Origin of the sequence: Faecalibacterium sp. BIOML-A1 (assembly GCF_009679715.1) — a bacterium.
GTDB lineage: Bacteria > Bacillota > Clostridia > Oscillospirales > Ruminococcaceae > Faecalibacterium > Faecalibacterium taiwanense.
This window is the reverse complement of record NZ_WKZJ01000001.1, coordinates 306,419-329,507: the sequence shown is the minus strand read 5'-3', so window position 1 is coordinate 329,507 and position 23,089 is coordinate 306,419. Positions and strand designations below refer to the sequence as shown.

Sequence of the window (23,089 nt, the reverse complement as noted above, 5' to 3'; positions counted from 1 at the left end):
CCGTTATGAAAGATCAGACGGGATGAGACTGATTGGTGTAGTCCACATGGTCGCCGTCCACGCCCTGCTTCTTGGCATTGCGCTTTTCAAAGAACTTGGGTGCCACCTGCGGGAACATTGCGTAGGTCAGCACATCCTCTTCCTGCGTTGCCCACTTGGCAGCTTCTGCCTTCAGCTTGTCCATCTCAGGAGCCAGAGTATCAGCAAAGCGGCAGGTAATGGGCTGCTCGTCGCCCAGGATCTTCTTGGTGAACTCGGGCTTGATGGGAGCGGGAGTCTTGCCGTAATCACCGTGGACCAGACCCTTGAACTCCTTGGTGACCATCTTGTAGCGCTCGCCCAGGATCACGTTGAACACAGCCTGCGTACCAACGATCTGGCTGGTGGGGGTGACCAGCGGCGGATAGCCTGCATCCTCGCGGACGCGGGGGATCTCTGCCAGCACTTCGTCCAGCTTATCTTCCTTGCCGGCATCCTTCAGCTGTTTGAGCATGTTGGAGAACATGCCGCCCGGCACCTGATACAGCAGGGTGTTTGCATCCACGCCGAGGCTCTTCGGGCTGATCTGGCCGTTGGCAATGTACTTCTCGCGCAGCTTTGCAAAGTATGCGCGCACAACGTTCAGCTGCTTCAGATCCAGACCGGTGTCGTAATCGGTGCCCTGCAGGGCAGCGACCAGACTCTCGGTGGGCATGTGGCTGGTGCCCAGGCTCAGGGGGCTCATGGCGGTATCGATGATGTCGGCACCTGCCTCGATGCCCTTCAGGATGGACATGGAAGCCAGACCTGCGGTGTAGTGGCTGTGGATGTCAACAGGGATGCTGACGGTCTCCTTCAGCTTCTTCACCAGATCGTAGCAGGTATAGGGGGTCAGCAGACCGGCCATATCCTTGATGCAGATGGAGTTTGCGCCCATCTCCTCCAAGGTCTTGGCGTAGGCTGCAAAGTACTCGTTGTTGTGCACGGGGCTGAGGGTGTAGCTGATGCAGCCCTGCACATGAGCGCCTTCCTTGTTGGCTGCCTTGATGGCGGTCTGCAGGTTGCGCGGATCGTTCAGTGCATCGAAAATACGGATCACATCGATGCCGTTTGCAACAGACTTCTGCACAAAGTACTCAACGGCATCGTCTGCGTAGGGGCGGTAGCCCAGCATGTTCTGGCCGCGGAACAGCATCTGCAGCTTCTGGTGGGGCAGCTCCTTGCGCAGGATGCGCAGGCGCTCCCACGGGTCTTCGTCCAGAAAGCGGATGCAGCTGTCGAACGTAGCGCCGCCCCAGCACTCCACGGAGAAGTAGTTGATCTTATCCATTTCCGGCAGGATGGGACGCATCTCATCCATGGTCATGCGGGTGGCCAGCAGAGACTGGTGGGCATCGCGCAGGACGACCTCAGTAACCTTGATCGGCTTTTTGGCCATGATTGTCACCTCTCCCTTAGTTCATGGAAACCAGAACGTCACCGGAGTTGACGGTGTCGCCCTTGTTGACGTTGATGGAAGCCACAGTGCCATCCTGCGGAGCAACGATCTCGTTCTCCATCTTCATGGCCTCCAGGATCACCAGCACGTCGCCAGCCTTCACGGATGCACCGGCCTTGACCTTGACATCCAGAATGTTGCCGGGCATGGGAGCCTTGACGGCAACGGCACCAGCAGCGCCTGCAGCAGCCTTGGGAGCAGCAGCGGGAGCCGGAGCAGCCTTAGGAGCAGCGGGTGCGGCAGGAGCTGCAGCAGCAACCGGAGCAGCACCAGCGGCAGTCTCCTCCACGGAGACGCTGTAAGCAACGCCATTGACGGTAATATTGTAGTACTTCATGGAAGGATCCTCCAAATCAAAATCGTATCAAAAAGATTTATACAGACGATTACAGAGCCATGTTGCCGTGCTTCTTGGGCAGGCGGGCAGCACGCTTGGTGCTCAGCAGTTCCAGTGCGGCAACAACGCTTGCACGCACATTGGCTGCATCGCAGGTCAGGTCAGCAGCGCCGCAGGCAACTGCATTTGCTGCGCTGCACACCTCAGCGGTGTAAGCAGCAGCCTTTGCGTTGGTGGCTGCAATGATGTTGTCGGAAGCATCGATCTCTTCCTTGTACAGGACGCTGACCGCTGCGCTGGGTTCCAGTGCGCTGACGGTGCAGCCAGCCACGGCAATGCGCAGATCGGCAGCAGCCAGAGCGGTGTAAACAGGGCCGACGGCCTTGCCAGCCAGCACAGCCACCTTTGCGGTGGTAGCGTCGGCATAGGTAGCAGCCAGACGGGCAGCCTCACGGATGCCGCCTGCAATGTCGTCGGTCGCGCTGGGCACAAAGCCCTCGGTATCTACAATGGTGATCACCGGCACGCTGAAGGCATCGCACAGGCGCACAAAGCGGGAAGCCTTGGCCACGCAGTTGTGGCACAGGGTCTTGCCGGTGGCCACAACGCCCACGGCGTTGCCGCCCACGGTGGCAAATGCGGTGTAAACAGACTTGCCAAAGCCTGCATACAGCTCCACAGCGCTGTCCTTATCGACCACGGCAGCAGCAGCCTTTGCAGGCTCTGCACCGGCAGCCAGAGCAGCAGTGGGCTGCTCGAACTCAAAGATCGCAGGGCCGGTCAGGTTGTTGGCCGGCAGCAGGCCCACGATGTGAGCAGCTTTCTCGGCAGCTTCCTCAGCAGTGGGTGCCACAATGGCGGCCACACCAGCCTTTGCAGCGGCGGCTGCGGTGCCGGCATCGGCCACCTTGTCGCCCTTGGCAGCAGAGGTGAACGGAGCGGTGAAGAACAGCTCTGCGCCCTCAGCCATGATGCAGACATCTGCATTGGCAGCGCTCAGTGCGCTGGTGCCGCCGCAGACACCCAGAACAACAGCCACCTGCGGGATCACGCCGGAAACCTTTGCGATCTGCGCATTCAGCTTTGCGCTGGCGGTCAGCACGTCCAGACCCTCAGCCAGCTTTGCGCCGACGGAGTTGTAGAAGGTGACGACCGGGCAGCCAGTCTGAGCTGCCATCTCCAGAACTTTGATGTTCTTTTCAACATCCTTTACGGTAACAGCTTCGCCGTTCTGGTAAACAGCGTAAGCCTGCTGACCTGCCGCATAGCCGCAGGCAGCGCTCACTGCACCGTCAGCAAACAGTGCAGTGTATTCCCCGTCATCAAAAAACTTGGCGAGGATTTCTCCCTTATTGATCTTTGAAGCCATGGTAAGACCTCCTGGTTGTCTGTGTGAGCTTTCAAAATTAGTTTTATTATACTGAATTTTCCATAAAAATGCAAGAGATTCTATAAAAGTCCATGCGAATCAACATCTGTCGGCAAAGTTCTACAATTTTTTAACGATTCATCGTTTCTCCGCTTTCTCGCCTTTTTGCGGGCATTTTGCGCCGCATACTCAGCTGCCAAAAATTCTCTTTCAATTTTGTGGATTCTGTCTGTCCCTGCTGCATTTTATTTTATAAGAAGTTATGTTACACTATATTTAATATGTAAATTTTTTTCGCAGAACAGCCCGCCGGGAAGCTTCGGGGCGGGTCATTTTGCAGAATATAAAAGGAAGGCCATGTCAAATTGAAAGATCTGCTCACTTCACTCCGCGCCTCCAACGAAACCTACAACTCCATGAAGCACTCCGCCCGGGCTATCATCCGCCGCGCCGAGATTCCCCTGCTCGCGGTCATCGTCCTGTATAAGGCTGCAACGAACCTGCTGTTCGTCCCCCTGATGCAGCAGCTCTGGTCGCTCACGCTGCGGTTCGCACCCATGCACTACCTGAGCAACAACAATGCTTCCGATATCTTTTCCTCCCCTGCGATCATCCTGTGCATCACGCTCATTGCCATCCTGACCGCGTTCTGGGCGCTGTATGAGTTTTCCGTCCTGCTGCATGGGCTGGATCTTGCCCGCAAGGGCGAAACGATCCGCCTGCCTGCCCTGCTGCGCACCTCTCTTGCAGATATCCGCCACGCATTCCTGCCGCAGAACTGGCTCGTTCTGGTCTACAGTGCCGTGCTGATCCCGTTCACCAATTTTTTCCTCGCCTATAACTATATCACGCAGCTTGCCGTGCCGGAATACATCATGGGTGTCATCCGGGCAAACAGCCGGTATTACCTGCTCTATCTGGCTGCCGGTGCTGCCCTGCTGTTCCTCTGTGTCAGCTGGGTGCTGGTGCTGCCGCTGTTCGTGCTGGAGCGCAAAAGCCTGTGGCAGTCGATAAAGGAAAGCTTTTGCTGCATCCGCAGGCGCGTCTTCCGTGCTTTTCTTTTGCTGCTGCGCTGGAACCTCTCGGTCGTCCTGCGTTCCCTGCTGCTGACGGCAGCGGTTGCCGTGCCGCTGTACGGCATCATCATTGCGGTCGGGCTGCAGAGCACACAGGCCATGTTTGCACTGTCCCGCGCGGCGCTGGCCATTGAGATGCCTTTCTTCCAGTTCCTGATCGACTGCGCCATCACCATGGCGCAGTGCACGATCCTCGCCATGCTGCACTGCCGCCTGCGGGAGTCTCTCCCCTCTGAGCCGGAGCCGGTCCAGAGCGGAAAGCATCACCGTTCCACCGGCAGGCTGCTTCTGGGTGCATCGGTTGCGGGTGCTACTCTGCTCACCTTTGCGCTGGCATTCTGTTACCTTGCCCTGCCCAGAGACGACGAGCTGCTCTCCATGCTGGGCGGCGTTGCGCCGGTAGTCACCGCGCACCGCGGCTACTCCGCTGCCGCACCGGAAAACACCCTGCCCGCTTTCCAGCTGGCCATCGATCAGGGCTGCGAGTGGGCCGAGCTGGATGTGCAGATGACCAGGGACGGCGTGGTCATGGTGACCCACGATACCAGCCTGCGCCGCTGCACCGGCCGCAACGAGAACATCTACGACCTGACCTATAACGAGGTTCGCAAGCTGGATGCCGGGCGCTGGTTCGGCCAGAAGTACACTGGTGCCAAAGTTCCCACACTGGAAGAAGTGCTGGACCTGTGCAAAGGTAAGATCCAGCTGAACATTGAGATCAAGCCCAATGCCGCCACCCCGGAGCTGGAAGCGGAAACCATCCGCATCATCCGCGAAAAAGGCTTTGCGCAGGACTGCACCATCACCTCGCAGAGTTATGAAACCCTCTGCAAGGTCAAGGAGCTGGCACCGGAGATCCGGACCGGCTATATCCTTGCACTGGGCGTGGGCAGTTATTACGATCTGCCTGCCGCAGATTTCTTCAGCGTACAGTCCACCTTTATCACCTCCGGTATGGTGCAGCAGATCCATAAGCGCAGCAAGACGATCTCCGCATGGACCGTCAACCGCGAAGAGGATGCCAGCGAACTGCTGAGCATCGGCGTGGACGACCTGATCACCGATAAGCCGGATATGATCCAGCAGCTGCTGAGCGAGGATGCCGACCTTGACAACAGCCTCGTCCTCCTGCGCGACTTCATCCGTGACCTGTTCGCTCCGTCCGATGTCGATGAACCCACTCCTGAGGAAGAGACCATCGAAGAAGCCATCGAGGACCCGGACGAATTGCTGGATGCGTCGTAATCACGGCAAACATCAAGTATTCTGTTAAACTACCCGTACACACATAAAAAGCCCCCTGCCAGTTCATCACCGGCAGGGGGCTTACAAGTTTACCTGATCCAGTTTTATCAAGTAAGATCATTCCAATTCGGTAAGCTTGGATCTTTACGAAGCAATTTATTTCATAAATCGGTACTGTGAACAAATCACTTACATTCCTTCTTCATAGCAGAATAACCGATGAGAACGGTCCACACATAGGCACAGGTCTTGGGGATCATCAGCATACCGATCATGGGGACGGTATTGGCCCAAAGAACAACGGGAATGTAGAACCCGAAGCTCAGCACGATGGTCATCCACATCCAGCGAAAAGCCGAGTCGTCATGCTCCTTGGCACTGCGGTAGAACAACACGATGATCAGCAGGCCCATCAGTGCAAAAGGAATGTTACGGTAAATGCCCCAGGACAGCGGGGATTCGGCGCTCAGCCACTGGTTCTGCGGCATCATGCACAGGATAACACGCACGGCAGCCAGACCGTAGATGGCGGCAGTCAGGCCATTGTTGCCCTTGACCCGGTAGCGCTCACGCCATACATAGTACAGCAGCACATAAAAGACAGTCATTGTCACAGAGGTGATCCACTTACCCAGACCCAGAGGAACGGTAAAGTTTTCAAAGCCCGTGGTGCATAGAGCCAGAGCACGGGGAATCAGATGGAACGAGTCGCCGGCACCCAGAACGACAGCCATCAGGCCGAACAGCTTGAACTGGTGGCTGCCCTTGCAGCCACGAATCATCAGGATACCGATGGTGATGACGGATACCAGATACACAGCATCAAAAACAGTTTCTACGATTGCTTGCATAGTTGATTGCTCCTTGTTGATAGATCAAATTTATTGTAACACTGCATTTTTTGCAGGGCCGACTTCGTTTTTACGGTCATCAAGGGCTTGCTTGGCAAAGTTGCATCCAAAGTGCAGGATGTTGAAGCTGGCAGCGCTCCACACAAGGCAGGCGAGCAGCAATAGGATACTGCGATGGACTTTCCTAGGAGTGTCCCTTTTAAGTGAACATTGTTCATTTTAGGCATTATAAAATTCCCACAGCAGTGTGGGAAGAAAATGCGGTCAATATAAGGTTCTGCGCACGATTTCCAGCACAGCGGCGGGGTCGTAGTCCTGCCGCAGCAAGGCAGACAGCATCAGCGAAAATAGAACATCGGCAAATTTTTCAACGGTGAATTGCGCGTTAAAAGCGCCCGGACGGATTTTGGTATCCTGCTGCAGCACCGTGCACAGACCGTTTAAGATATGGTGCCAGATTTGCTGCATGTGCCGTTTGCCATCGGCCTTGTCCTCCTGCATAAAGCCGAGAGAGTGCAGTGTGAAGAATCCAGGATACTGCTCACAGCCGTAGGACATACGCTCATACATCCATTTGACACAGGTCTGCACATCCTGAAATACGGCCTCGTCCTGCGGGCGGTGGAAAATTTCGCACCAGACGCTCTCGACCGTGGCGCTGATAAGCTCAGCCTTGGAGTCATAATAGTTGTAGATCGAGCCGACCGAGACCCCGCATGCCGAGGCGACAGAACGGATACTGACCGCCGCCCAGCCCTTTTCTCGGATAAGCTCACGGCTGTTTTTTAAGATATCTTCCTTGGAGGTTACGATTGTATTCATGTGGTCACCCTCAATATGAACAATGTTCATTTTTATTATACTGCCCGTTCCCACTTTGTCAAGAGGATTTCATAAAAGGTTTATATTTTTGTGGTTATCCCTTTGAGCCATGTTCACGAATGGAAACTATGAATCAGCTGAAAGTTTACAAACCAAACACAGGTTTCTGCATTGGCTACGGGGGACAGATGGCCGACCACCCATGCGCTGACCTCGTCTCCTTCCATCGACTTCAAAACCTCGCTCAAAAATTCCAAATTAAAGCCGATTCGCAGGTGCTCTTCCAGCTTTCCGTTGAAGGAAAATTCCTCATTCATCTGTGCAATCGTGCTACACATTGATGCTCTGCCCGTGCCGCCGGATTCAAGATCCATTATCACCCCACTGTCAGGCAACAGCGCCTTATTTTCGATAATGTCACGGTCATTTCTTAATGTCAATAATGTCAAAAAGCCCCGGAAAGAAACGTAAACTCGTAACTTTCCGGGGCTTTCAAATTATTCTCAAATGTTAAACTGCGAAGGCTCGTTGAATTATAATTCTGTGTGCTTTTTCGCAGCTTAATGTCAAACTAATGTCACAGCGCGATTTTTCTTTCGATTTTGCTCATAGCAACGTTGAAAGTTCGCGTAATTCCATTATTCGAGCTCGGTAAGTTCGGAGTCTTACTAAACAAATTTGTTTAGTAAGACTATTCTTGAATGTTCACTTTTTCATGAGATTGCTGTGCTAGATGTGGCTTGCTGATTTTTTAGTATCAGGATAGTATCACGCAACCAGTGGAATCTCTGTGAGTATTATAACCGATGATTCATTCAAAATCAAGGATGATTCCATTATTCATCCTGAAGGCTTAAAATATCGCCCAAGCAAATATAGGTTTGGATAATGCACCGTGTCGCATCTTGTCTTGTCACCTCATGATGAACGCCCTTACATTGCAAGTCCGTAAGATTATCCATCCAATCCAGTAGATAAATCACATTGCTTCCAACCATACTTTTAGATGGACTCTTATCTTCTAACCTTTCAATCACCGCTGAAAGTTTGTTTTTATAGTGTTCTCCACTAACGTCAATTTCCTTTCCAGACTTCGTTGTATATTTTTTATCCTTATAGTCTGGGAAGTATTTGTCAAAAAGTTCTTTTGCCGTGCCTTCAAAGAGTCTCCGACATGTTGTTAACGCCTGCGAATACAACTCTGGATTATCCGAATTAATTTTATCTTCTATAGCTTGAAGCTTCAGAAGATTCTCCTTTGAAATTTTTGAGAATTCATTTTCTACTCTTGCACGATACTCAGAAAAAACTGTTGTTGCTACATTTCCAAAGGAAATCTCAATCTGTTTTTCGAGTGCGAAATCATAATACTTTGATTTCAGAATAGATAAACGCTTTTCTGACAATGCTATTTGTCTAACCAGTGCTCCCGTTGAATTTGATACAGTCATTGTCAATTTGTCCATTGCAATTGCTGCCCATTCTCCTGAAACAGAAGTTCCCTGAGTAGTAAAATTATTTACCGCGCTACGCTGTGCCACAATCTTCTCTTCAAGCTCTGAGGCTATCTCTGAAAACACAAGCTCTTTTCCGTCCTCAACGTATCCCCTTCCTTTTTTCCACGCTATCCGCCATGCATCTTGCTGAATATGGCCATCTTGATTTCTAGGGTACCCACCATATTCATATTGAAGCCAGATTATCGCATCTGTATCATTCAACAATCTCGCAATTTTCAAACATAGCAACAGTGCTGATGTTACCGTTATGGCATTATCCTCTATACCATTCAAGACTTTCTCACATGCTTCTAATGCCTTTTCTGTTTTAGTCACGTTTTTTCCTCCTCAAATGAGCTTCCACCAATCCCAAAGAACTTATCAAAGAAGCTCTTCAACTTATCGATTACACCCTGTTTTTTCTGTGCACGGCCACCACCGCCAAAGCGAGAAACAGGCGGCATCAGCTTGTCAATATCGGTGCCCACGGTCTTGATCTCACCGTCACGGAACGCATTGGCCAGATACTTGCGCGTTTCCGGCTCCTTCAGCTTTTCCTCTTGGATGATCTTTGTAAGCTCTTTCTCCCGCTGTTCGGACACATAAGTGTTCCACTCTGCCATCACGTCATCCACATCGTTGACACCTGCAATAAAGGTTTCAATCAGCTGCTTTTTGCTGCGCAGTTCCGGGCTGGCATCAATCGCCTTGCGAATCGTGATGAGCACCTCTTTGTCATCGCAATGGGTGTCATGGTACTTTTTGACCAGCATCAGGATGTAGTCAATGTTGATTTCGACCTGCCGAATCAGCTCCACCTCAAACACCACATCATCGGTGATGTCCTCTTTGGTTTCATCATGCTTCTTGTTGCGCCATTCATCCCGCAAATCCTGATAGCGGCCCAAATAGTCCTGTAAATCTCGTTCCGAGATCATCTCGTTGCCTTTGAAATCGTCAAAGGAGGACAGCAGGTTCCGCATCCGCAGCAGTGCACCAAACAGCACGATAAAGTCCTTCTGGTTCTGCTCTCCGACGATTTGCGGCTCTGTCAGCGGGAACTTCTGCGTCAGGTCATCGATCATGTCGGTGTAACCCTGATGGTATTTTCCCTGCTCATCCGTATAGCCGTGGTAATAGTCTGCATATTTACGCAGTAGAACGATGCCACCCGCATTTTTATCTCCGAACAGCGAAATTGCCGCATCTACCCGCTTTTGCAGGTTGCGGAAGCAGACGATATTGCCAAAGGTCTTGATGCTGTTCAAGATACGGTTCGTCCGGCTGAACGCCTGAATCAGACCGTGCATCTTCAGGTTCTTGTCCACCCAAAGGGTATTCAGGGTTGTGGCATCGAAGCCCGTTAGGAACATATTGACCACGATCAGCAGGTCAAGTTCTTTATTCTTCATGCGGAGCGATACATCTTTATAGTAATTCTGGAACCGTTCGCCATCGGTCGAGTAGTTCGTGTGGAACATCTCGTTGTAATCCTGAATGGCTGCATCCAGAAAATCCCGGCTGCTTTGGTCAAGGTTGGAGGTATCTTCCGGGTTTTCCTCGTCCAGAATGCCATCCGTTTCCGCTTCATTGGCTCCATAGCTGTAAATGGTAGCAATGCGCAGCCGCTTGGTTGGGTCTGCCGCCATCTGTTTTTTGAACTCCTGATAATACAGCTTTGCCATCGGCACAGATGCCACGCAGAAAATCGAGTTGAAGCCGCTGACGCGCTGCTTCCGCTTGATTTCCTCCACTGCACCACGCTGGGCAGAGGCCACCTCTGCCACATTCGTCAGCAGATTAAACTCATACGATTTGTCTCCCCGATAGGTTTTCTGGTCGAAGTGGTCGAGGATGTACTTTGTCACCAGAGAAATACGCTTGGGTGCCATGAACGCCTTTTCCCGGTCGATATCCCAAACCTGTTTATCGTCCATGTCTGGCTCTGCATCCATCGTCTTGATGTAATCTACACGGAATGGCAACACATTCTTGTCGTTGATGGCATCCACGATGGTGTAGGTGTGCAGTTGGTCGCCGAACGTCTGCGCCGTGGTGAAATAGCGCGGATCAGTGGAGCTTCCTGCGTTGACTGCAAAAATTGGCGTTCCTGTAAAGCCGAACAGGTGGTACTTTTTGAAATTGTGAACAATGGCCTTGTGCATATCACCGAACTGGCTGCGGTGGCACTCGTCAAAGATGATCACAACGTGCTTCTGGTAGACTTCATGCCCCGGATTTTTCTTGATAAAGGTCGCCAACTTCTGGATCGTGGTAATGATGATATGTGCTTCCGGGTTTTCCAACTGGCGTTTCAGAATCGTGGTGCTGGTGTTGGAGTTTGCCGCTCCCTTCTCGAAGCGGTCATATTCCTTCATGGTCTGATAGTCCAAGTCCTTGCGGTCTACCACAAACAGCACCTTGTCGATGTAGGGCAGCTGCGATGCCAGCCGCGCTGTCTTGAAGGAGGTCAGCGTCTTGCCGGAGCCAGTGGTGTGCCAGATGTAGCCACCGCCCTCAATGCTGCCATACTTTTTGTAGTTGTTGGCGATCTCGATGCGGTTCAATATCCTCTCGGTTGCCGTGATCTGATATGGGCGCATCACCATCAGCATCTTTTCTGAAGTAAAGATGCAGTACCGGGTCAGCACGCTCAGAATCGTGTGCTTTGCAAAGAATGTCCGGGTAAAGTCGATCAGATCCGTCAGCACGCGGTTGTTCGCATCAGCCCAGTAGGAGGTAAATTCAAAGCTATTGCTGGTCTTTTCCTTTTTCGTCTTGCCGTGTTTGGCATCCTTGATGGCATTGTAGCGGGTGCTGTTGGAGTAGTACTTGGTATTTGTGCCGTTGGAGATCACAAAAATCTGCACATACTCGTACAAACCACAGCCCGCCCAGAACGAATCCCGCTGATAGCGGTTGATCTGGTTGAACGCCTCCCGGATGGCCACCCCGCGCCGCTTCAGTTCCACATGAACCAGCGGAAAGCCGTTGACCAAAATCGTCACATCGTAGCGGTTATTATGCCGTGCGCCGTCTGCTTGTTTTACCTCATACTGGTTGATGACCTGCAGGCGGTTGTTGTGGATGTTCTTCTTGTCGATCAGCGTGATATTTTTGGAGCTGCCATCATCCCGGTGCAGCACCTGTACATTGTCTTCCTGAATCTTTCGAGTCTTTTCGGGAATATGCTCGTTGGGGTTGGCAATTACATCACTGAAAAACTGCTGCCACTCCGTATCGGAAAACTGGTAGTGGTTCAGCTCTTCCAACTGGCTGCGGAGGTTAGCAATCAGTTCATCCTCGGTATGCAGCGGCAGATAGGTATAGCCCTGCTCGCACAGCAGCCGGATAAACTCTTTTTCCAGTTCCGCCTCACTTTGGTAGCTGTCAGAACGCACCTTGGAGGGTTCATAGGTGGCAACAACGGTATCTTCACTCGTGCTTGCGACAACGTTGAACGAAATCATATATTGCGCTCTCCTTATCCAAATTACTTCCCAAGTCTGTTCTCATTGCATCTACTATTTTCTGAATATACTCTCTCATTAAGGGCATACGTTTCTTTTGCTCTTTCTCATAGCAATCTATCTTATATCTATATTCGCTATAATCCTCATCTGTGGGATAGTATATTTGATATATTGTGCCATCTTCATCCTCTTCGTACATATCCTCTGCCCGATCTGGATCATTGTCGTCTTTGAACTTTTTGTATTCATTTACAGATGTACGCAGCACCTCATAATACTTTTTATACTCTTCTGTCGTTTTTTCAGAAGCGAGCAACTTCATTCTTGACTTGTATGATGCTATCTTTTCAAAGTATTCTTTGTCGAATATCTTTTTCCAATCTTTTAATAGTAACTCTACCTGTTCAAAAACTTCAAGGTAAAGCTCCAATCTTTTTTGATGTATTATTTTTCGCATTTCATTATCTCGCGTAATTTTAGAAGTCAGAAATGCTGTCAGAATGGATGCCGTCAATGTTAAAATCGCACTCAATATAACTTGCTCTGTTGTCACCTCATCATCCTCTTTCTTTGAACGTCAGCAGTTTATCCCTGTAGTACTCATACTGCTTTTGCCTTGCCTCAATCTCTGCGGGCAGGCCGCTGGTCAAATCATTGCAGATAGAATCAAAACGGTCAAGAATATCCACAATATATTTTTGCCGTTCCTGACTCGGAAGCGGAATTTCGATTCGGTTCAAATTCTTCTGGTTCAATTTAGGCTGTGCACCGCCCGAAATATACGGAGCCAGATCAATCGAGTTCAAATAAAACTCTACAAACCGTCTGGTTTCGTAGCAACCAAACTTCAAAACGTGCGCATGATTATTGACCCAGTTCTTTCCCGAAATAGAAAACGCAATCGGCATACTTCTTGCCAAAAGATTTGCGCCATCTTCTGACACAAGCAGGTAATCCCCGTCAAGGATATAATCCTTTACATAATCCACGATGCCAGAAGCCCCATAATACGGGTACTCTCCCGCTTCACGTTTGCCACTTGTGACAGGTTTACGCATACTGTCGCAATTTTCAGCAATATCTTCAAGCGTAACAACCGCATAGCCAAACACATACTGCATGAGCTTAATCAGTGCTCTGCTCTGCTCTGCTCTGCTCTGCTCTGCTCTGCTCTGCTCTGCTCTGCTCTGCTCTGCTCTGCTCTGCTCTGCTCAAAATTGTGTTGCCATTTTCTGCAAATGTCAAGAGTTTATCACGGTAATACTCGTACTGCTTCTGCCGGGCTTCAATTTCAGCGGGCAAACCAATGTTGAGGTCAGAACAGACTTTCTCAAAGTTGTCCAATACATTTACAATGCGGTTCTGGACATCGAGGGGTGGAACAGGCACTGTCATTTTGGCCAATGATGCAAGTCCTATTGTCTTTTGCGCAGCACCCTTTGCAGCCAAATCCGCCTGCCTATGGAATGCTGTTCCATTCATTGCATGGTACAAATACCGTGAATCAATAACTGCATTATTTGGTCTTAATATTGCAATATGCCGTTGAAATACAAACTTCTTATTTTCTTTTACATATACAGGGATTCCATATGACCCTACCACCGTGTATAATACATCGCCTTTTTGGGGTCTGCGTTTGTCTGCCAACCGATTATAGTATTCATCCGGAACATATTTTATTACATTAAAGTTAATTTCATGTCGTTCATCAATATCTGATATCGTAATGAACGGAATACCACTATCCGCTTTGGGCGGTGCCTGATGATCGCCATCTGCTATTGAATCACAGCACTCTTCTAGTCGTTTTATTTTACTATTATAATTATTCGTAAGCAGCTCATCCCTATAATACGTGTATTGTGTTTTTCTAGCTGTCGTTTCTGCCGCAAGCTGTCTTTGTAGTTCCGTTACATTCTTCGTATAATCATCCAAAATTCGGACAATTTCACGCTGAATTTCTAGTGGTGGAATTGGTATCATCAGCCTTGAAAAAAGTGTTTGTGTTAAGTGACTAATTGTCGAACCTGTTTTCTGTTGCTCAACAACACTTTGAAAATGATTAGACAACAGATAGTGCAAAATGAACCGATTCTCTAACGAACCATCTTTACAGCGAACAACAAAGACTCCACCATTTAATGTAGCTGGCATTTCAAGCCCCTTTACTTGCGCTACTTTACCAAGAGTTCCATCTTTGGTTATTAGGATATCTCCATTTTTCAATTGAATTTTCGAGTCTTGCTTGTATCGCTCTTCCGTCACATATACACAAGTACTATAATCAATTTCATGTGTTTCAGTAAAGTCAGTTCCTGTTATAAGCAAGTAGTCGCCTTTGCTCATATACTCTGCTTTCGTTAGCCGTTGCCAGCCAATTCGAGCATTTAATGTGCAAACTTCATCGAATCTTTTATACTCAACGCCATCCGGGCAAAGCTCCCGGATCAGTTCATCCAGTTTACTCATCCTTTACCTCACAACGACACGCTTCACGTCTTTATATTTTTCTTTCATTGCGGCAATATCAAAATTCCGTGAACTTGGAAGCGCATTCTCGATTACTGTCCATAAGCCATCTTTTTCATCTGGAAACTCTGACATATATTCATTGAATGGAACTTTTATGACAGTGCTTGTATTCCAATCAAACAGTAGTCCTGTTGTAATTCCATAATCTATTGATGGTTTTCCCCTACTAATTACATCTACTCCCGAAACAACAGGTCCGCCACACTCCCCTTTTCTCATGTCAAGTGGAAGATAAATCGCTAAGTCTACTATTTTACCATTTAACGTAACCCATGAGTGGTCAAACGGTGGCAGTCCACGCTTTTGGCATTCTCCAATGCAAAGTTCTGGTTTTTCTCCTACTTCTTTCAGCACAACGTATAGAACGGACGAAATTGCATGACACCCACCTGCCAGTTTTTTGTCCATCATATATCTATAAACCTTGCAAATCACATCTGCCGCGTCTTTGCTTAGTCCATTTTCATGGGCGATGTTTCTAATGCTATTGCAGATTTCATTATCTGAAGGAAATTTATTATATCGCTGTCCCACATTACATTTCATTATAAATTATCCCTCACTTTCTTCCAAATACCTGTCAAAATCGCTCTGGTACAGCCGATCCTGCACCACACGGTACTTTTCAAACTCCGTTTCGGCGTGCATCTTTGCAAGCTGTGCCGAGATTTTGCCTGCATCCTTCAGCACTTCCAGATCATCTGCCTGCAAATAGATGTCCAGCCGCTTGGCCCAGTCCTCCATGGTCATAGGGATATGACGGCGGGCACGGTTCTCGGCAAGGTCGAGGTATGCCGAAACGATCAGCTCCATGGACTTCATTTCATCTTCTGTCAGATAGTTTTTCGCCACCGAAACATCGCTCTTTTTGATTTTGCCGTTGGGAGCATCCTTCCATGTGTGAAGCCCCATGTGCGGCTTTTCAGCATCGGCACGCTCATAGATCAGCTCTGCCGCTGTATGGCGATGCACGGCATAGTGCATCTTGTTCTGTACCTTCGCAAAGAACTCTTTTGTGGTCAGCGCGTTGCGGTCATAATCCAGCGAAGTAGCGTAAATATCGGTAAGTTTCTGGTAGAAGTTGCGCTCCGAAATACGAATTTCCCGGATACGCTCCAACTGCTCTTCAAAGTATTTCTTGGTCAGGACTGTGCCGCCGTTTTTCAGGCGCTCCTCATCCATGGCCCAGCCCTTGATGGTGTACTGCTCCACGATCTGGTTCGCCCAGACACGAAACCGCACTGCCCGCTGGTTGTTCACCTTGAAGCCAACCGCAATAATCATTTGCAGATTATAGTGGTTCACGCTGCGAGTAACCTGTCGGCCACCCTCATTTTGAACTATTCGGAATTTCCGAATCGTTGCCGCCTCGTCCTGCTCATGGTCAGCATAAATCTTTTTGATATGCTCATTGATGGTCGGAAGCCCCACATCGTAAAGGGTCGCCATCATCTTTTGCGTCAGCCAGATGTTTTCATCCTCGTAGCGCATCTCAATGCTGTCCTTGTCCTCGCCCGTAGAGGCAACAAAGGTCAGGTATTCCGCCGCAGAAGAACGTACCAATGCAGAATCTTTCTTTTCGCTTTCCATCTCAGCCCTCGATTTCTGCCACGATCTGGTCAATGGCGGCCCGCAGTTCGTTTTCTCGTGCTACGATTTGTGCAATTTCAGCGTTCAGCTTTACAATGTCGATCTTCTCGCGGGTGTCCTTGGCTTCCACATAAGTGGAAACGGACAGATTGTAGTCATTTTCCTGCACCTCGGAATACTCCGCCAGATGGGAGAAGTGCGCTTCTTCTGCCCGCTGTGCAAAGGTGTCCACGATCTTATTGATGTTTTCCGGCGTGAGCTTGTTGTTGTTCGTCACCTTGACGCACTCGGAAGAAGCATCAATGAACAGCACCTTATTGTCCGTTTTACCCTTTTTCAGCACCATGATGCAGGTGGCAATACTGGTACCAAAGAACAGGTTGCTCGGCAACTGGATGATGCAGTCAATGAAGTTGTTGTCCACCAGATATTTGCGGATCTTCTGCTCTGCGCCGCCACGGTACATGATGCCGGGGAAACAAACGATTGCCGCCGTACCGTTGGAAGCCAGCCATGCCAGCGAGTGCATAATAAAGGCCAAGTCTGCCTTGCTCTTCGGAGCCAGCACACCAGCCGGAGCAAAGCGAGGGTCATTGATGAGCAGCGGATTCTCGTCACCGGCCCACTTGATGGAGTACGGCGGATTCGAAACGATCAGCTCAAAAGGTTCATCATCCCAGTGCTGCGGATTGGTCAGCGTGTCCTCACAGGCAATGTCGAATTTGTCAAATTCAATGTCGTGCAGGAACATATTGATGCGGCACAGGTTGTACGTTGTGATGTTGATTTCCTGTCCAAAGAAGCCGTTGCGCACGGCATCCCGTCCCAGCACCTTTTCTGCCTTCAGCAGCAGCGAACCAGAGCCGCAGGCCGGGTCATAGACCTTGTTGATTTCCTTCTTGCCTACCGTACCCAGCCGGGTCAGCAGCTCCGAAACATCAGCAGGCGTAAAGAACTCGCCACCGGACTTGCCTGCATTGCTGGCGTACATGGTCATCAGGTATTCGTAGGCATCGCCAAAAGCATCAATGTCATGCTCTTTCACATCGCCAAGGTTCATATCTGCCACGCCGTTCAGCAGTTTAACGAGCTTCTCATTGCGTTTGGCAACGGTCGCACCCAGCTTATTGCTGTTCACATCGTAATCATCAAACAACCCTGCAAACTGCCCCTCGGAGGAGCTGCCCTTTGCGGATTCCTCAATGTGCCGGAAGACTGTTTCCAGCGTTTCGTTGAGGTTTTCATCGCTGGCCGCTTTTGCCCGTACATTGCAGAACAACTCACTAGGCAGGATAAAGAACCCTTTTTCCTGTACCAGCCCTTCCCGTGCCTGCTCTGCCTCTGCATCAGACATATCTTCATAGCGGAAATCCGGGTTGCCTGCATCAATTTCGCCCTGATTGATATAGCTGGCAATGTTCTCCGAAATATAACGGTAGAACATCGTACCGAGAACGTAGCTCTTGAAATCCCATCCGTCCACTGCGCCGCGCAGATCATCAGCAATCGCCCAGATTGCACGGTGCAGTTCTTCGCGTTCCTGCTCTTTTTTGGTGTCTACCATTTTTATTTCCTCCATCAAATGCGGATTCCCGCATTGTTTTCTTTCATTTTAACATAGTAAATGTACCACTATTGGTACACCATGGTGTCTTTTTCAAAAAAGAATATACTTTTCCTTTATACTATCCTAGTAAAGCGTACCACAGCTTTTCCGTGATTGCAAGCCGATAAAAATTTCTATTGCATTTTTCAGCGAGATAGTGTACACTTTTTTCAATCTTGTCCACTATCTGCATCTCAGACGGTGTTTCGTATCAGTAAGCATCTACGGTTTTGGAGGGAAACAAATGAAAGCGAAAAAGACCAAGCTGCCTGAAAACCTGTATCACTACACCGACCCCATTAAATATCGGATGATTCTTGCAACTGGGAAATTGCTTCTGACACCTTCCAATCTGAAATATGACAACGCCACACTCCATGACGAACCACTCTTTTTTAATGGGCAGAAAATTGGTTATAAATCCGTTGACAAATATGAAAACTATCACCCTGTCGTCTGGCTGACTGCTAATGACCATGCTGGTGCCAAAAATACCGGCCTGTCCAACGACAAAATCATGTGCCGCATTACCATCAGGACCAATGGTAAAATCTGGCGGTATCTGCCTTGGCGCACTTTCTGCGACAAGTACAACGCTGACCGCAGCGTTGCCTCAACCCTCAAACAAACCGCTAATGACTACCTGAACTGGTATGTCTGTGAATCTGAGATTCCAGTTGCGGACTTTGCAAAGGTCGAGTTTCTGGCTGAAGATGGCACCTACAAAGACGAGAAAGACATTCCCGGATTTGCTCTGACGGATATTGCCCCGGAACTTTTTGAGTAAAATATCACTTATATGTACAGGCCCCCGCCAACATCCGCTGGCGGGGGGCTGCTATGCTTACAGTTCTACGCTGTTCTGCCTGTTCTTCTTCTGGCTTCTATCCGCGGTCTGCTCCTGCCCCCTCATAAGCCCAATGACCTGCTGCATCTTTTCGGCACCGAAATAGTTCCACAATCGCCTGAAATCACATTTCATCGCATAGAGCTGCTCATTTTCTGCCTTCACCTCTTTCAGCCGCTGGCTTAGATGATAGGTAGCCTTCTTCTCGTCCTGATAGAAGTGCAGATACTTATCCCGCTCGGCCTTGACCTCCCAGCACTTCCGATGGAGGGCAAAGAGTACCTTCACCAACTTCTGGATCAGCGGCATGGCCTTCTTCTCCCGATAGCTCTTGGCGGTCTCAAATGTGGCTGCTTCTGGCACCCATTCTTCTGGTCGCTGGGAGTATTGCGCTGACAGGTTTTCCAAACCTTCCATGATGGGAGCCAGCTTGTTTAGCTTCTGGCTCTGCTTCTGGTAGGTCAGCTCTGCTTTCTGTACCCGCTGTTCAGCGGCTTCTACGGCTGTCTGCGCTGTTTCCAGCTGTTCCTGCATCTCGGTCAGGTCGGTCTGGTACTCCTGCTTGGCAGCTTCCAGAGCCGCTACCTCTTTACTGCGCTCCTGCTTTTTGAAGTCCAGCACAGACAGGTGCTCTTCGTGGGTGCCTTTCTGTTCCCATTCGATGCCGTGCCGCTCCATCACGGCGGCAAGCTGCTCTTTCTCGGCGTTGATCCACTGGTTCAGCTCGGATTCCCGTTTAGAACCGCCTGCAAAGCCCAAGGCTTTCAGCGCCTGCTTCAGGGACACCTTGGTGTCCAGTCCTTTGCCCTTCCAGCCGGACACATACGGCACGAAGTCGATGTGTAGATGGGGCGTAGCTTCGTCCATGTGGAGGAAAGCCCCGAACACCCGCAGTGTCGGGTTCCGCTCTTGGAAGCCCTGCATATACTCGTCCAGCAGTTCCTTTGCCAGTGCGCCATTCTCGGTCAGGACACCCATATCATCTTTGTTGCCGATCTGGACGATCAGCTCATGGAAAAGCTTTTCCTGCTTGCCTGTCCACAGGTGCTCATAGTAGTCGGTGATACAGCGGTCCTTGCGCTTCTGCTTGGCATTGTAACGCTTCACTGCCTCGTCAAACAGTTCGTGGTACACCTTCTGAATCGGCTCATCACGGTACACGACATTCAGACTGCTGCGCTTCGGGTCTACGTTTTCAGCGGTGAAACTTCTCCGGTTATGGTTGAGGGAGCCGGGACCCCGCATTGCGGAAATGGTTCTTTTCAATCGCACGTCCTTTCTCTGTGGAAGTAACTGGTGCCGGACACGGCAAAGGCTTTGTTACTTTCGTCGAAAGTAACGCAAAAGCACTTTTGACAGACGTTCCGTCCATCAAAAGATGCCTTTGCGCCCTGCCGGGGGCTTCCGTCTGCGGACTGGGTTTCGCTGCATCTCGCCGCTGCCCGGTCCAACACCACCTTCCTGCGTGATTGCATTCACAGGAGCGTGACACGCTCCTGTACTTTGCCAATAGAGGGACTCACCAGCGGAAGCTTTCTGGCACGCCTCGTCTGTCCAGATACTCCTGCCGAGCCTGCTCCCGCTGTTCCTCGGTGGGTGCTGTCTTGTACTGGGCATACAGCTCATGCCGCAGCATCGCATCCAGTTTTTGCTCCAAGCCCTGTTCAATAACTTCTTCGTACTCATTTTCGCCGCTCAAATGATAATGCAGCAAGGCGACGAAAAGTTCCTGCGAAATTTGCACATTTTTCATCATTATCACCATCCCGTGTCGGTTGTGTCGATTGTGACGATATTTTATATAGTAGCAAAAATACCGTCACAACCGTCACGAATCGTCACGCCCCAGAATTTTCCAGTGTCAATTTGACCTCTCTGCCCTCATGGGTGCGCCTGCTTTCGTACCGAATTCCATAATCGTTGTAGAGCCTGTCGGCACTCACGTTCAGTTTCCGGGTCAGGATGTTTGCCTGTATGCTCACACCCGGCAGACGTTCCAGCAGCTCCGTGGGCGTACCGCTCCACTCCGGCTGTTCCGGGGTGAGCATCTTTGCCACCGCTTCCAGAAGCGGGTCGGGCGGCAGCTTCCAAAGTTCCGTTTCGGCTCCTTGGAACTCCCAGACACAGCGTTCTCGGTTGAACTCCAATGTCAGCTCCTGATCCGGCTGGTCACGCCCCACGATGTCCAGCAATGCGGTGTTGTCCGTACGCCGCTTCTTCTGCATGATGAATGCGCCATCCGCTGCACCCAGCAGGCCGTTGGTGCCGGAGATCATATCGAAGCTGTCCTCGGCTTCCATCTTCCGGGTGTGATGAACCACCAGCAGGCAGATGCCGTACCTGTCACTGAAGGTTTTCAGCTTGGTCACGATCTCGTAGTCGCTGGCGTAGCTGTATCGGTCCCCGCCGATCTCCCGCACCTTCTGCAGGGTGTCGATGATGATGAGTCGTACATCCGAGTGCTCCCGGATGAAGCCTTCCAGCTGCTGGTCGAGCCCTTCGCTCACGGACTTGGCCTGTGTTGCAAAGTAGAGGTTGCTGGTCTCCTCCACCCCAAACATCCGGGAGAGCCGCCGCTGCAGCCGGGCATAATCGTCCTCCAAGGCCAGATAGAGGACGGTGCCTTGATGCACCTCGTACTCCCACAACGGAAGCCCCATCGCCACATGGTAGGCAAGCTGCCCCATGAAGAAGGACTTGCCCACCTTGGGCGCTCCTACAAAGAGGTACGTTCCGCTGTAAAGTAGGTCGTTCACGATGGGTTTCCGGGGTGGATACACCGTGTCATACAGTTCGGTCATTGATACCGTGTTCAGCCCGAAATTGTTTGACTTTTTCGCGGCTTGCAGATTGATTTGCTTGTCCGAATTTGTTATAATATTGGTGCTAGTTTTGTGAGACGACTGTACCGCATCTGCGCCAACAGATGCACCCGGTACGGTCGTTTTTCTATTGTCCGTCATTCGCATTCCTCCTTAAGTCCGTTCAACGTCAGGGCTACCATTTGCAGGGTCTCCAGCAAGTCCGGCGGAACCTCTTCATCCACGGCCAGCCGCTGCAATTCCTGATAGATTAGCTTCATCTGGTCTCGCAAGGCTTTGTAGACCCTTGGGTTGCCTACCACGGTGATCTCCCGGTCGGTCAAGCGGCGGATGATATACTCCTGTTTGGTCAGCCCGGAAAGCTTTACTTTGGCTTCCAGAACCTCGTCCTCTTCCGGGGACATTCGGAAGGCTACCACCTTGTTCCGCCAGCGGCCTTGCTGGTCGAGTACTCGTTCCATCTTCATCCCTCCTTTCGCTCCATGTCCAGCTTCTGCGCCATCTCCTGCTGCTTTGAGGGGAAGAGGTGGGCGTACTTATAGGTGATGTCCACGCTCTCATGCCCCACCCGGTCTGCGATTGCCAGCGCCGAGAAGCCCATCTCGATCAACAATGATACATGGGAGTGCCGCAGGTCGTGGATTCGTATCCGCTTCACCCCGACTGCCTTGGCTCCCCTGTCCATCTCGTGGTGCAGGTAGCTCTTGGTCACCTCAAAGATCCGCTGATCCGGCTGGACTTTGTAGAGGGATTTTAGATAGTCTCTGATCTCGTCCGTCAGAAACTGCGGCATCTGGATGACCCGGACGCTCTTGGGTGTTTTCGGGTCGGTGATCACATCCCGGCCTTTCAGCCTTTGATAGGATTTGGTGATGGAGAGCAGCCCCTTGTCCAAGTCGAAGTCTGCCGGGGTCAGAGCCAGCAGCTCGCCCTCCCGGATGCCACACCAGTAGAGGACCTCAAAAGCGTAATAGGATTGCGGCTTGTCCATCATCGCTTCCGCAAACTTGAGGTACTCCTCCTTCGTCCAAAAGAGCATTTCCTTGTGCTTTTCCGACCCCATGCACCCAGCTGTGGCCGCTGCGTTTGATTTCAGCCCGTAGAATCGGACTGCATGGTTTAAGATGGCACTGAGTTGTCCATGCAACGTCTTGAGGTAGGTCGGAGAGTAGGCCTTGCCGTTCTTGTCCCGGTAGTTCAACATCTCGTTCTGCCATGCGATTACATCCCGTGGCTTTATCTCGCTGAGCCGCTTTTCTTTGAAATACGGTAAGATTTTCGTTCGGATGATGTGCTCTTTGGTAGACCAGGTGTTTTCCCGGAGTCGCTTTTTCTTGTCCGTGATATAAATTTCCATGAAGGCTTCAAATGTCATGGTCAGGTCTGCCGCCTGCTGAAGAAGGAACTCCCGCTCCCACGCCAGAGCGTCCTTCTTGGTGGCAAATCCCCGTTTCAGCTTCTTCTGCTTCACACCTTGCCAGTTCTCGAAATAGAAGGAAGCGTACCATGTGCCCTGCCTGTTGTCCTTGTAGGCTGGCAT

The 23,089-nt window shown here is 50.6% G+C and carries 21 protein-coding genes; 2 read left to right on the top strand and 19 right to left on the bottom strand.

Annotated features, from left to right (window positions below; genetic code table 11):
• Positions 1-13: 13 nt before the first annotated feature.
• From GKG36_RS01610 to GKG36_RS01600, 3 genes are read right to left on the bottom strand one after another with little or no spacing between them, the layout of a single operon-like run.
• The gene (locus GKG36_RS01610; protein ID WP_005940236.1) at positions 14-1,417 is read right to left on the bottom strand and encodes an oxaloacetate decarboxylase subunit alpha; all 1,404 of its coding nucleotides are present in this window, start codon (positions 1,415-1,417) and stop codon (positions 14-16) included.
• Between the two features lie 16 nt (positions 1,418-1,433).
• Positions 1,434-1,814, bottom strand: a complete 381-nt coding sequence (locus GKG36_RS01605; protein ID WP_005940233.1) for a biotin/lipoyl-containing protein — start codon at positions 1,812-1,814, stop codon at positions 1,434-1,436.
• A 49-nt stretch (positions 1,815-1,863) separates the two neighbouring features.
• The gene (locus GKG36_RS01600) at positions 1,864-3,183 is read right to left on the bottom strand and encodes a carboxyl transferase domain-containing protein (protein ID WP_005940230.1); all 1,320 of its coding nucleotides are present in this window, start codon (positions 3,181-3,183) and stop codon (positions 1,864-1,866) included.
• 365 nt (positions 3,184-3,548) lie between these two features.
• Here GKG36_RS01600 and GKG36_RS01595 point away from each other — a divergent pair, with 365 nt between their 5' ends.
• Complete coding sequence (locus GKG36_RS01595; protein ID WP_243138993.1) at positions 3,549-5,504, top strand: glycerophosphodiester phosphodiesterase family protein; 1,956 nt, start codon at positions 3,549-3,551, stop codon at positions 5,502-5,504.
• A 185-nt stretch (positions 5,505-5,689) separates the two neighbouring features.
• On the opposite strand, the gene GKG36_RS01590 is transcribed toward GKG36_RS01595, so the two are convergent.
• From GKG36_RS01590 to GKG36_RS01540, 11 genes are all read right to left on the bottom strand, one after another.
• Entirely contained in the window at positions 5,690-6,355 is a 666-nt protein-coding gene (locus tag GKG36_RS01590) for a hypothetical protein (protein WP_154258751.1), read from the bottom strand.
• A 264-nt stretch (positions 6,356-6,619) separates the two neighbouring features.
• Positions 6,620-7,177: a TetR/AcrR family transcriptional regulator gene (locus tag GKG36_RS01585; protein ID WP_154258749.1), complete on the bottom strand. Its 558-nt coding sequence runs from the start codon at positions 7,175-7,177 to the stop codon at positions 6,620-6,622.
• Positions 7,178-7,290: 113 nt separating this feature from the next.
• The gene (locus tag GKG36_RS01580; protein ID WP_154258747.1) at positions 7,291-7,626 is read right to left on the bottom strand and encodes a hypothetical protein; all 336 of its coding nucleotides are present in this window, start codon (positions 7,624-7,626) and stop codon (positions 7,291-7,293) included.
• A 387-nt stretch (positions 7,627-8,013) separates the two neighbouring features.
• Complete coding sequence (locus GKG36_RS01575; protein ID WP_112089908.1) at positions 8,014-9,012, bottom strand: hypothetical protein; 999 nt, start codon at positions 9,010-9,012, stop codon at positions 8,014-8,016.
• Positions 9,009-12,146 (bottom strand): type I restriction endonuclease subunit R, encoded by a 3,138-nt coding sequence (locus GKG36_RS01570; protein ID WP_154258745.1) that lies wholly within the window; start codon positions 12,144-12,146, stop codon positions 9,009-9,011. Before GKG36_RS01570 ends, GKG36_RS01575 begins: the two co-directional genes overlap by 4 nt.
• Entirely contained in the window at positions 12,112-12,702 is a 591-nt protein-coding gene (locus tag GKG36_RS01565) for a hypothetical protein (protein WP_154258742.1), read from the bottom strand. The genes GKG36_RS01570 and GKG36_RS01565 overlap by 35 nt, the downstream gene beginning before the upstream one ends.
• Positions 12,703-12,706: 4 nt before the next feature.
• Entirely contained in the window at positions 12,707-13,270 is a 564-nt protein-coding gene (locus tag GKG36_RS01560) for a restriction endonuclease subunit S (RefSeq protein WP_154258740.1), read from the bottom strand.
• A 4-nt stretch (positions 13,271-13,274) separates the two neighbouring features.
• Complete coding sequence (locus GKG36_RS01555; RefSeq protein ID WP_154258738.1) at positions 13,275-14,621, bottom strand: restriction endonuclease subunit S; 1,347 nt, start codon at positions 14,619-14,621, stop codon at positions 13,275-13,277.
• Between the two features lie 3 nt (positions 14,622-14,624).
• Complete coding sequence (locus tag GKG36_RS01550) at positions 14,625-15,230, bottom strand: lasso peptide biosynthesis protein (RefSeq protein WP_154258736.1); 606 nt, start codon at positions 15,228-15,230, stop codon at positions 14,625-14,627.
• A 6-nt stretch (positions 15,231-15,236) separates the two neighbouring features.
• A complete protein-coding gene (locus GKG36_RS01545) occupies positions 15,237-16,274 on the bottom strand; it encodes a virulence RhuM family protein (RefSeq protein WP_154258734.1) in 1,038 nt (345 codons plus the stop codon).
• A gap of 1 nt (position 16,275) precedes the next feature.
• A complete protein-coding gene (locus tag GKG36_RS01540) occupies positions 16,276-17,838 on the bottom strand; it encodes a type I restriction-modification system subunit M (protein WP_097777956.1) in 1,563 nt (520 codons plus the stop codon).
• A 286-nt stretch (positions 17,839-18,124) separates the two neighbouring features.
• Here GKG36_RS01540 and GKG36_RS01535 point away from each other — a divergent pair, with 286 nt between their 5' ends.
• Complete coding sequence (locus tag GKG36_RS01535) at positions 18,125-18,667, top strand: hypothetical protein (RefSeq protein ID WP_154258732.1); 543 nt, start codon at positions 18,125-18,127, stop codon at positions 18,665-18,667.
• Positions 18,668-18,724: 57 nt separating this feature from the next.
• Here the strand turns inward: GKG36_RS01535 and GKG36_RS01530 are convergent, their stop codons facing one another.
• From GKG36_RS01530 to GKG36_RS01510, 5 genes are all read right to left on the bottom strand, one after another.
• Complete coding sequence (locus tag GKG36_RS01530; protein WP_243138992.1) at positions 18,725-19,993, bottom strand: plasmid recombination protein; 1,269 nt, start codon at positions 19,991-19,993, stop codon at positions 18,725-18,727.
• Positions 19,994-20,246: 253 nt separating this feature from the next.
• Positions 20,247-20,480, bottom strand: a complete 234-nt coding sequence (locus GKG36_RS01525; protein WP_097778380.1) for a complexin-2 — start codon at positions 20,478-20,480, stop codon at positions 20,247-20,249.
• A gap of 85 nt (positions 20,481-20,565) precedes the next feature.
• Complete coding sequence (locus GKG36_RS01520) at positions 20,566-21,690, bottom strand: helicase RepA family protein (RefSeq protein WP_154258730.1); 1,125 nt, start codon at positions 21,688-21,690, stop codon at positions 20,566-20,568.
• Positions 21,687-22,016, bottom strand: a complete 330-nt coding sequence (locus GKG36_RS01515) for a hypothetical protein (protein ID WP_015538530.1) — start codon at positions 22,014-22,016, stop codon at positions 21,687-21,689. Before GKG36_RS01515 ends, GKG36_RS01520 begins: the two co-directional genes overlap by 4 nt.
• The gene (locus GKG36_RS01510) at positions 22,013-23,089 is read right to left on the bottom strand and encodes a site-specific integrase (protein WP_154258728.1); all 1,077 of its coding nucleotides are present in this window, start codon (positions 23,087-23,089) and stop codon (positions 22,013-22,015) included. Before GKG36_RS01510 ends, GKG36_RS01515 begins: the two co-directional genes overlap by 4 nt.

Excerpts from the sequence above, each read along its gene's own strand:
- GKG36_RS01610 (WP_005940236.1), bottom strand. The coding sequence starts at position 1,417 with ATGGCCAAAAAGCCGATCAAGGTTACTGAGGTCGTCCTGCGCGATGCC.
- GKG36_RS01605 (WP_005940233.1), bottom strand. The coding sequence starts at position 1,814 with ATGAAGTACTACAATATTACCGTCAATGGCGTTGCTTACAGCGTCTCC.
- GKG36_RS01600 (WP_005940230.1), bottom strand. The coding sequence starts at position 3,183 with ATGGCTTCAAAGATCAATAAGGGAGAAATCCTCGCCAAGTTTTTTGAT.
- GKG36_RS01590 (WP_154258751.1), bottom strand. The coding sequence starts at position 6,355 with ATGCAAGCAATCGTAGAAACTGTTTTTGATGCTGTGTATCTGGTATCC.
- GKG36_RS01585 (WP_154258749.1), bottom strand. The coding sequence starts at position 7,177 with ATGAATACAATCGTAACCTCCAAGGAAGATATCTTAAAAAACAGCCGT.
- GKG36_RS01570 (WP_154258745.1), bottom strand. The coding sequence starts at position 12,146 with ATGATTTCGTTCAACGTTGTCGCAAGCACGAGTGAAGATACCGTTGTT.
- GKG36_RS01560 (WP_154258740.1), bottom strand. The coding sequence starts at position 13,270 with ATGCAGTATGTGTTTGGCTATGCGGTTGTTACGCTTGAAGATATTGCT.
- GKG36_RS01555 (WP_154258738.1), bottom strand. The coding sequence starts at position 14,621 with ATGAGTAAACTGGATGAACTGATCCGGGAGCTTTGCCCGGATGGCGTT.
- GKG36_RS01550 (WP_154258736.1), bottom strand. The coding sequence starts at position 15,230 with ATGAAATGTAATGTGGGACAGCGATATAATAAATTTCCTTCAGATAAT.
- GKG36_RS01545 (WP_154258734.1), bottom strand. The coding sequence starts at position 16,274 with ATGGAAAGCGAAAAGAAAGATTCTGCATTGGTACGTTCTTCTGCGGCG.
- GKG36_RS01540 (WP_097777956.1), bottom strand. The coding sequence starts at position 17,838 with ATGGTAGACACCAAAAAAGAGCAGGAACGCGAAGAACTGCACCGTGCA.
- GKG36_RS01535 (WP_154258732.1), top strand. The coding sequence starts at position 18,125 with ATGAAAGCGAAAAAGACCAAGCTGCCTGAAAACCTGTATCACTACACC.
- GKG36_RS01525 (WP_097778380.1), bottom strand. The coding sequence starts at position 20,480 with ATGAAAAATGTGCAAATTTCGCAGGAACTTTTCGTCGCCTTGCTGCAT.
- GKG36_RS01520 (WP_154258730.1), bottom strand. The coding sequence starts at position 21,690 with ATGACGGACAATAGAAAAACGACCGTACCGGGTGCATCTGTTGGCGCA.
- GKG36_RS01515 (WP_015538530.1), bottom strand. The coding sequence starts at position 22,016 with ATGAAGATGGAACGAGTACTCGACCAGCAAGGCCGCTGGCGGAACAAG.
- GKG36_RS01510 (WP_154258728.1), bottom strand. The coding sequence starts at position 23,089 with ATGCCAGCCTACAAGGACAACAGGCAGGGCACATGGTACGCTTCCTTC.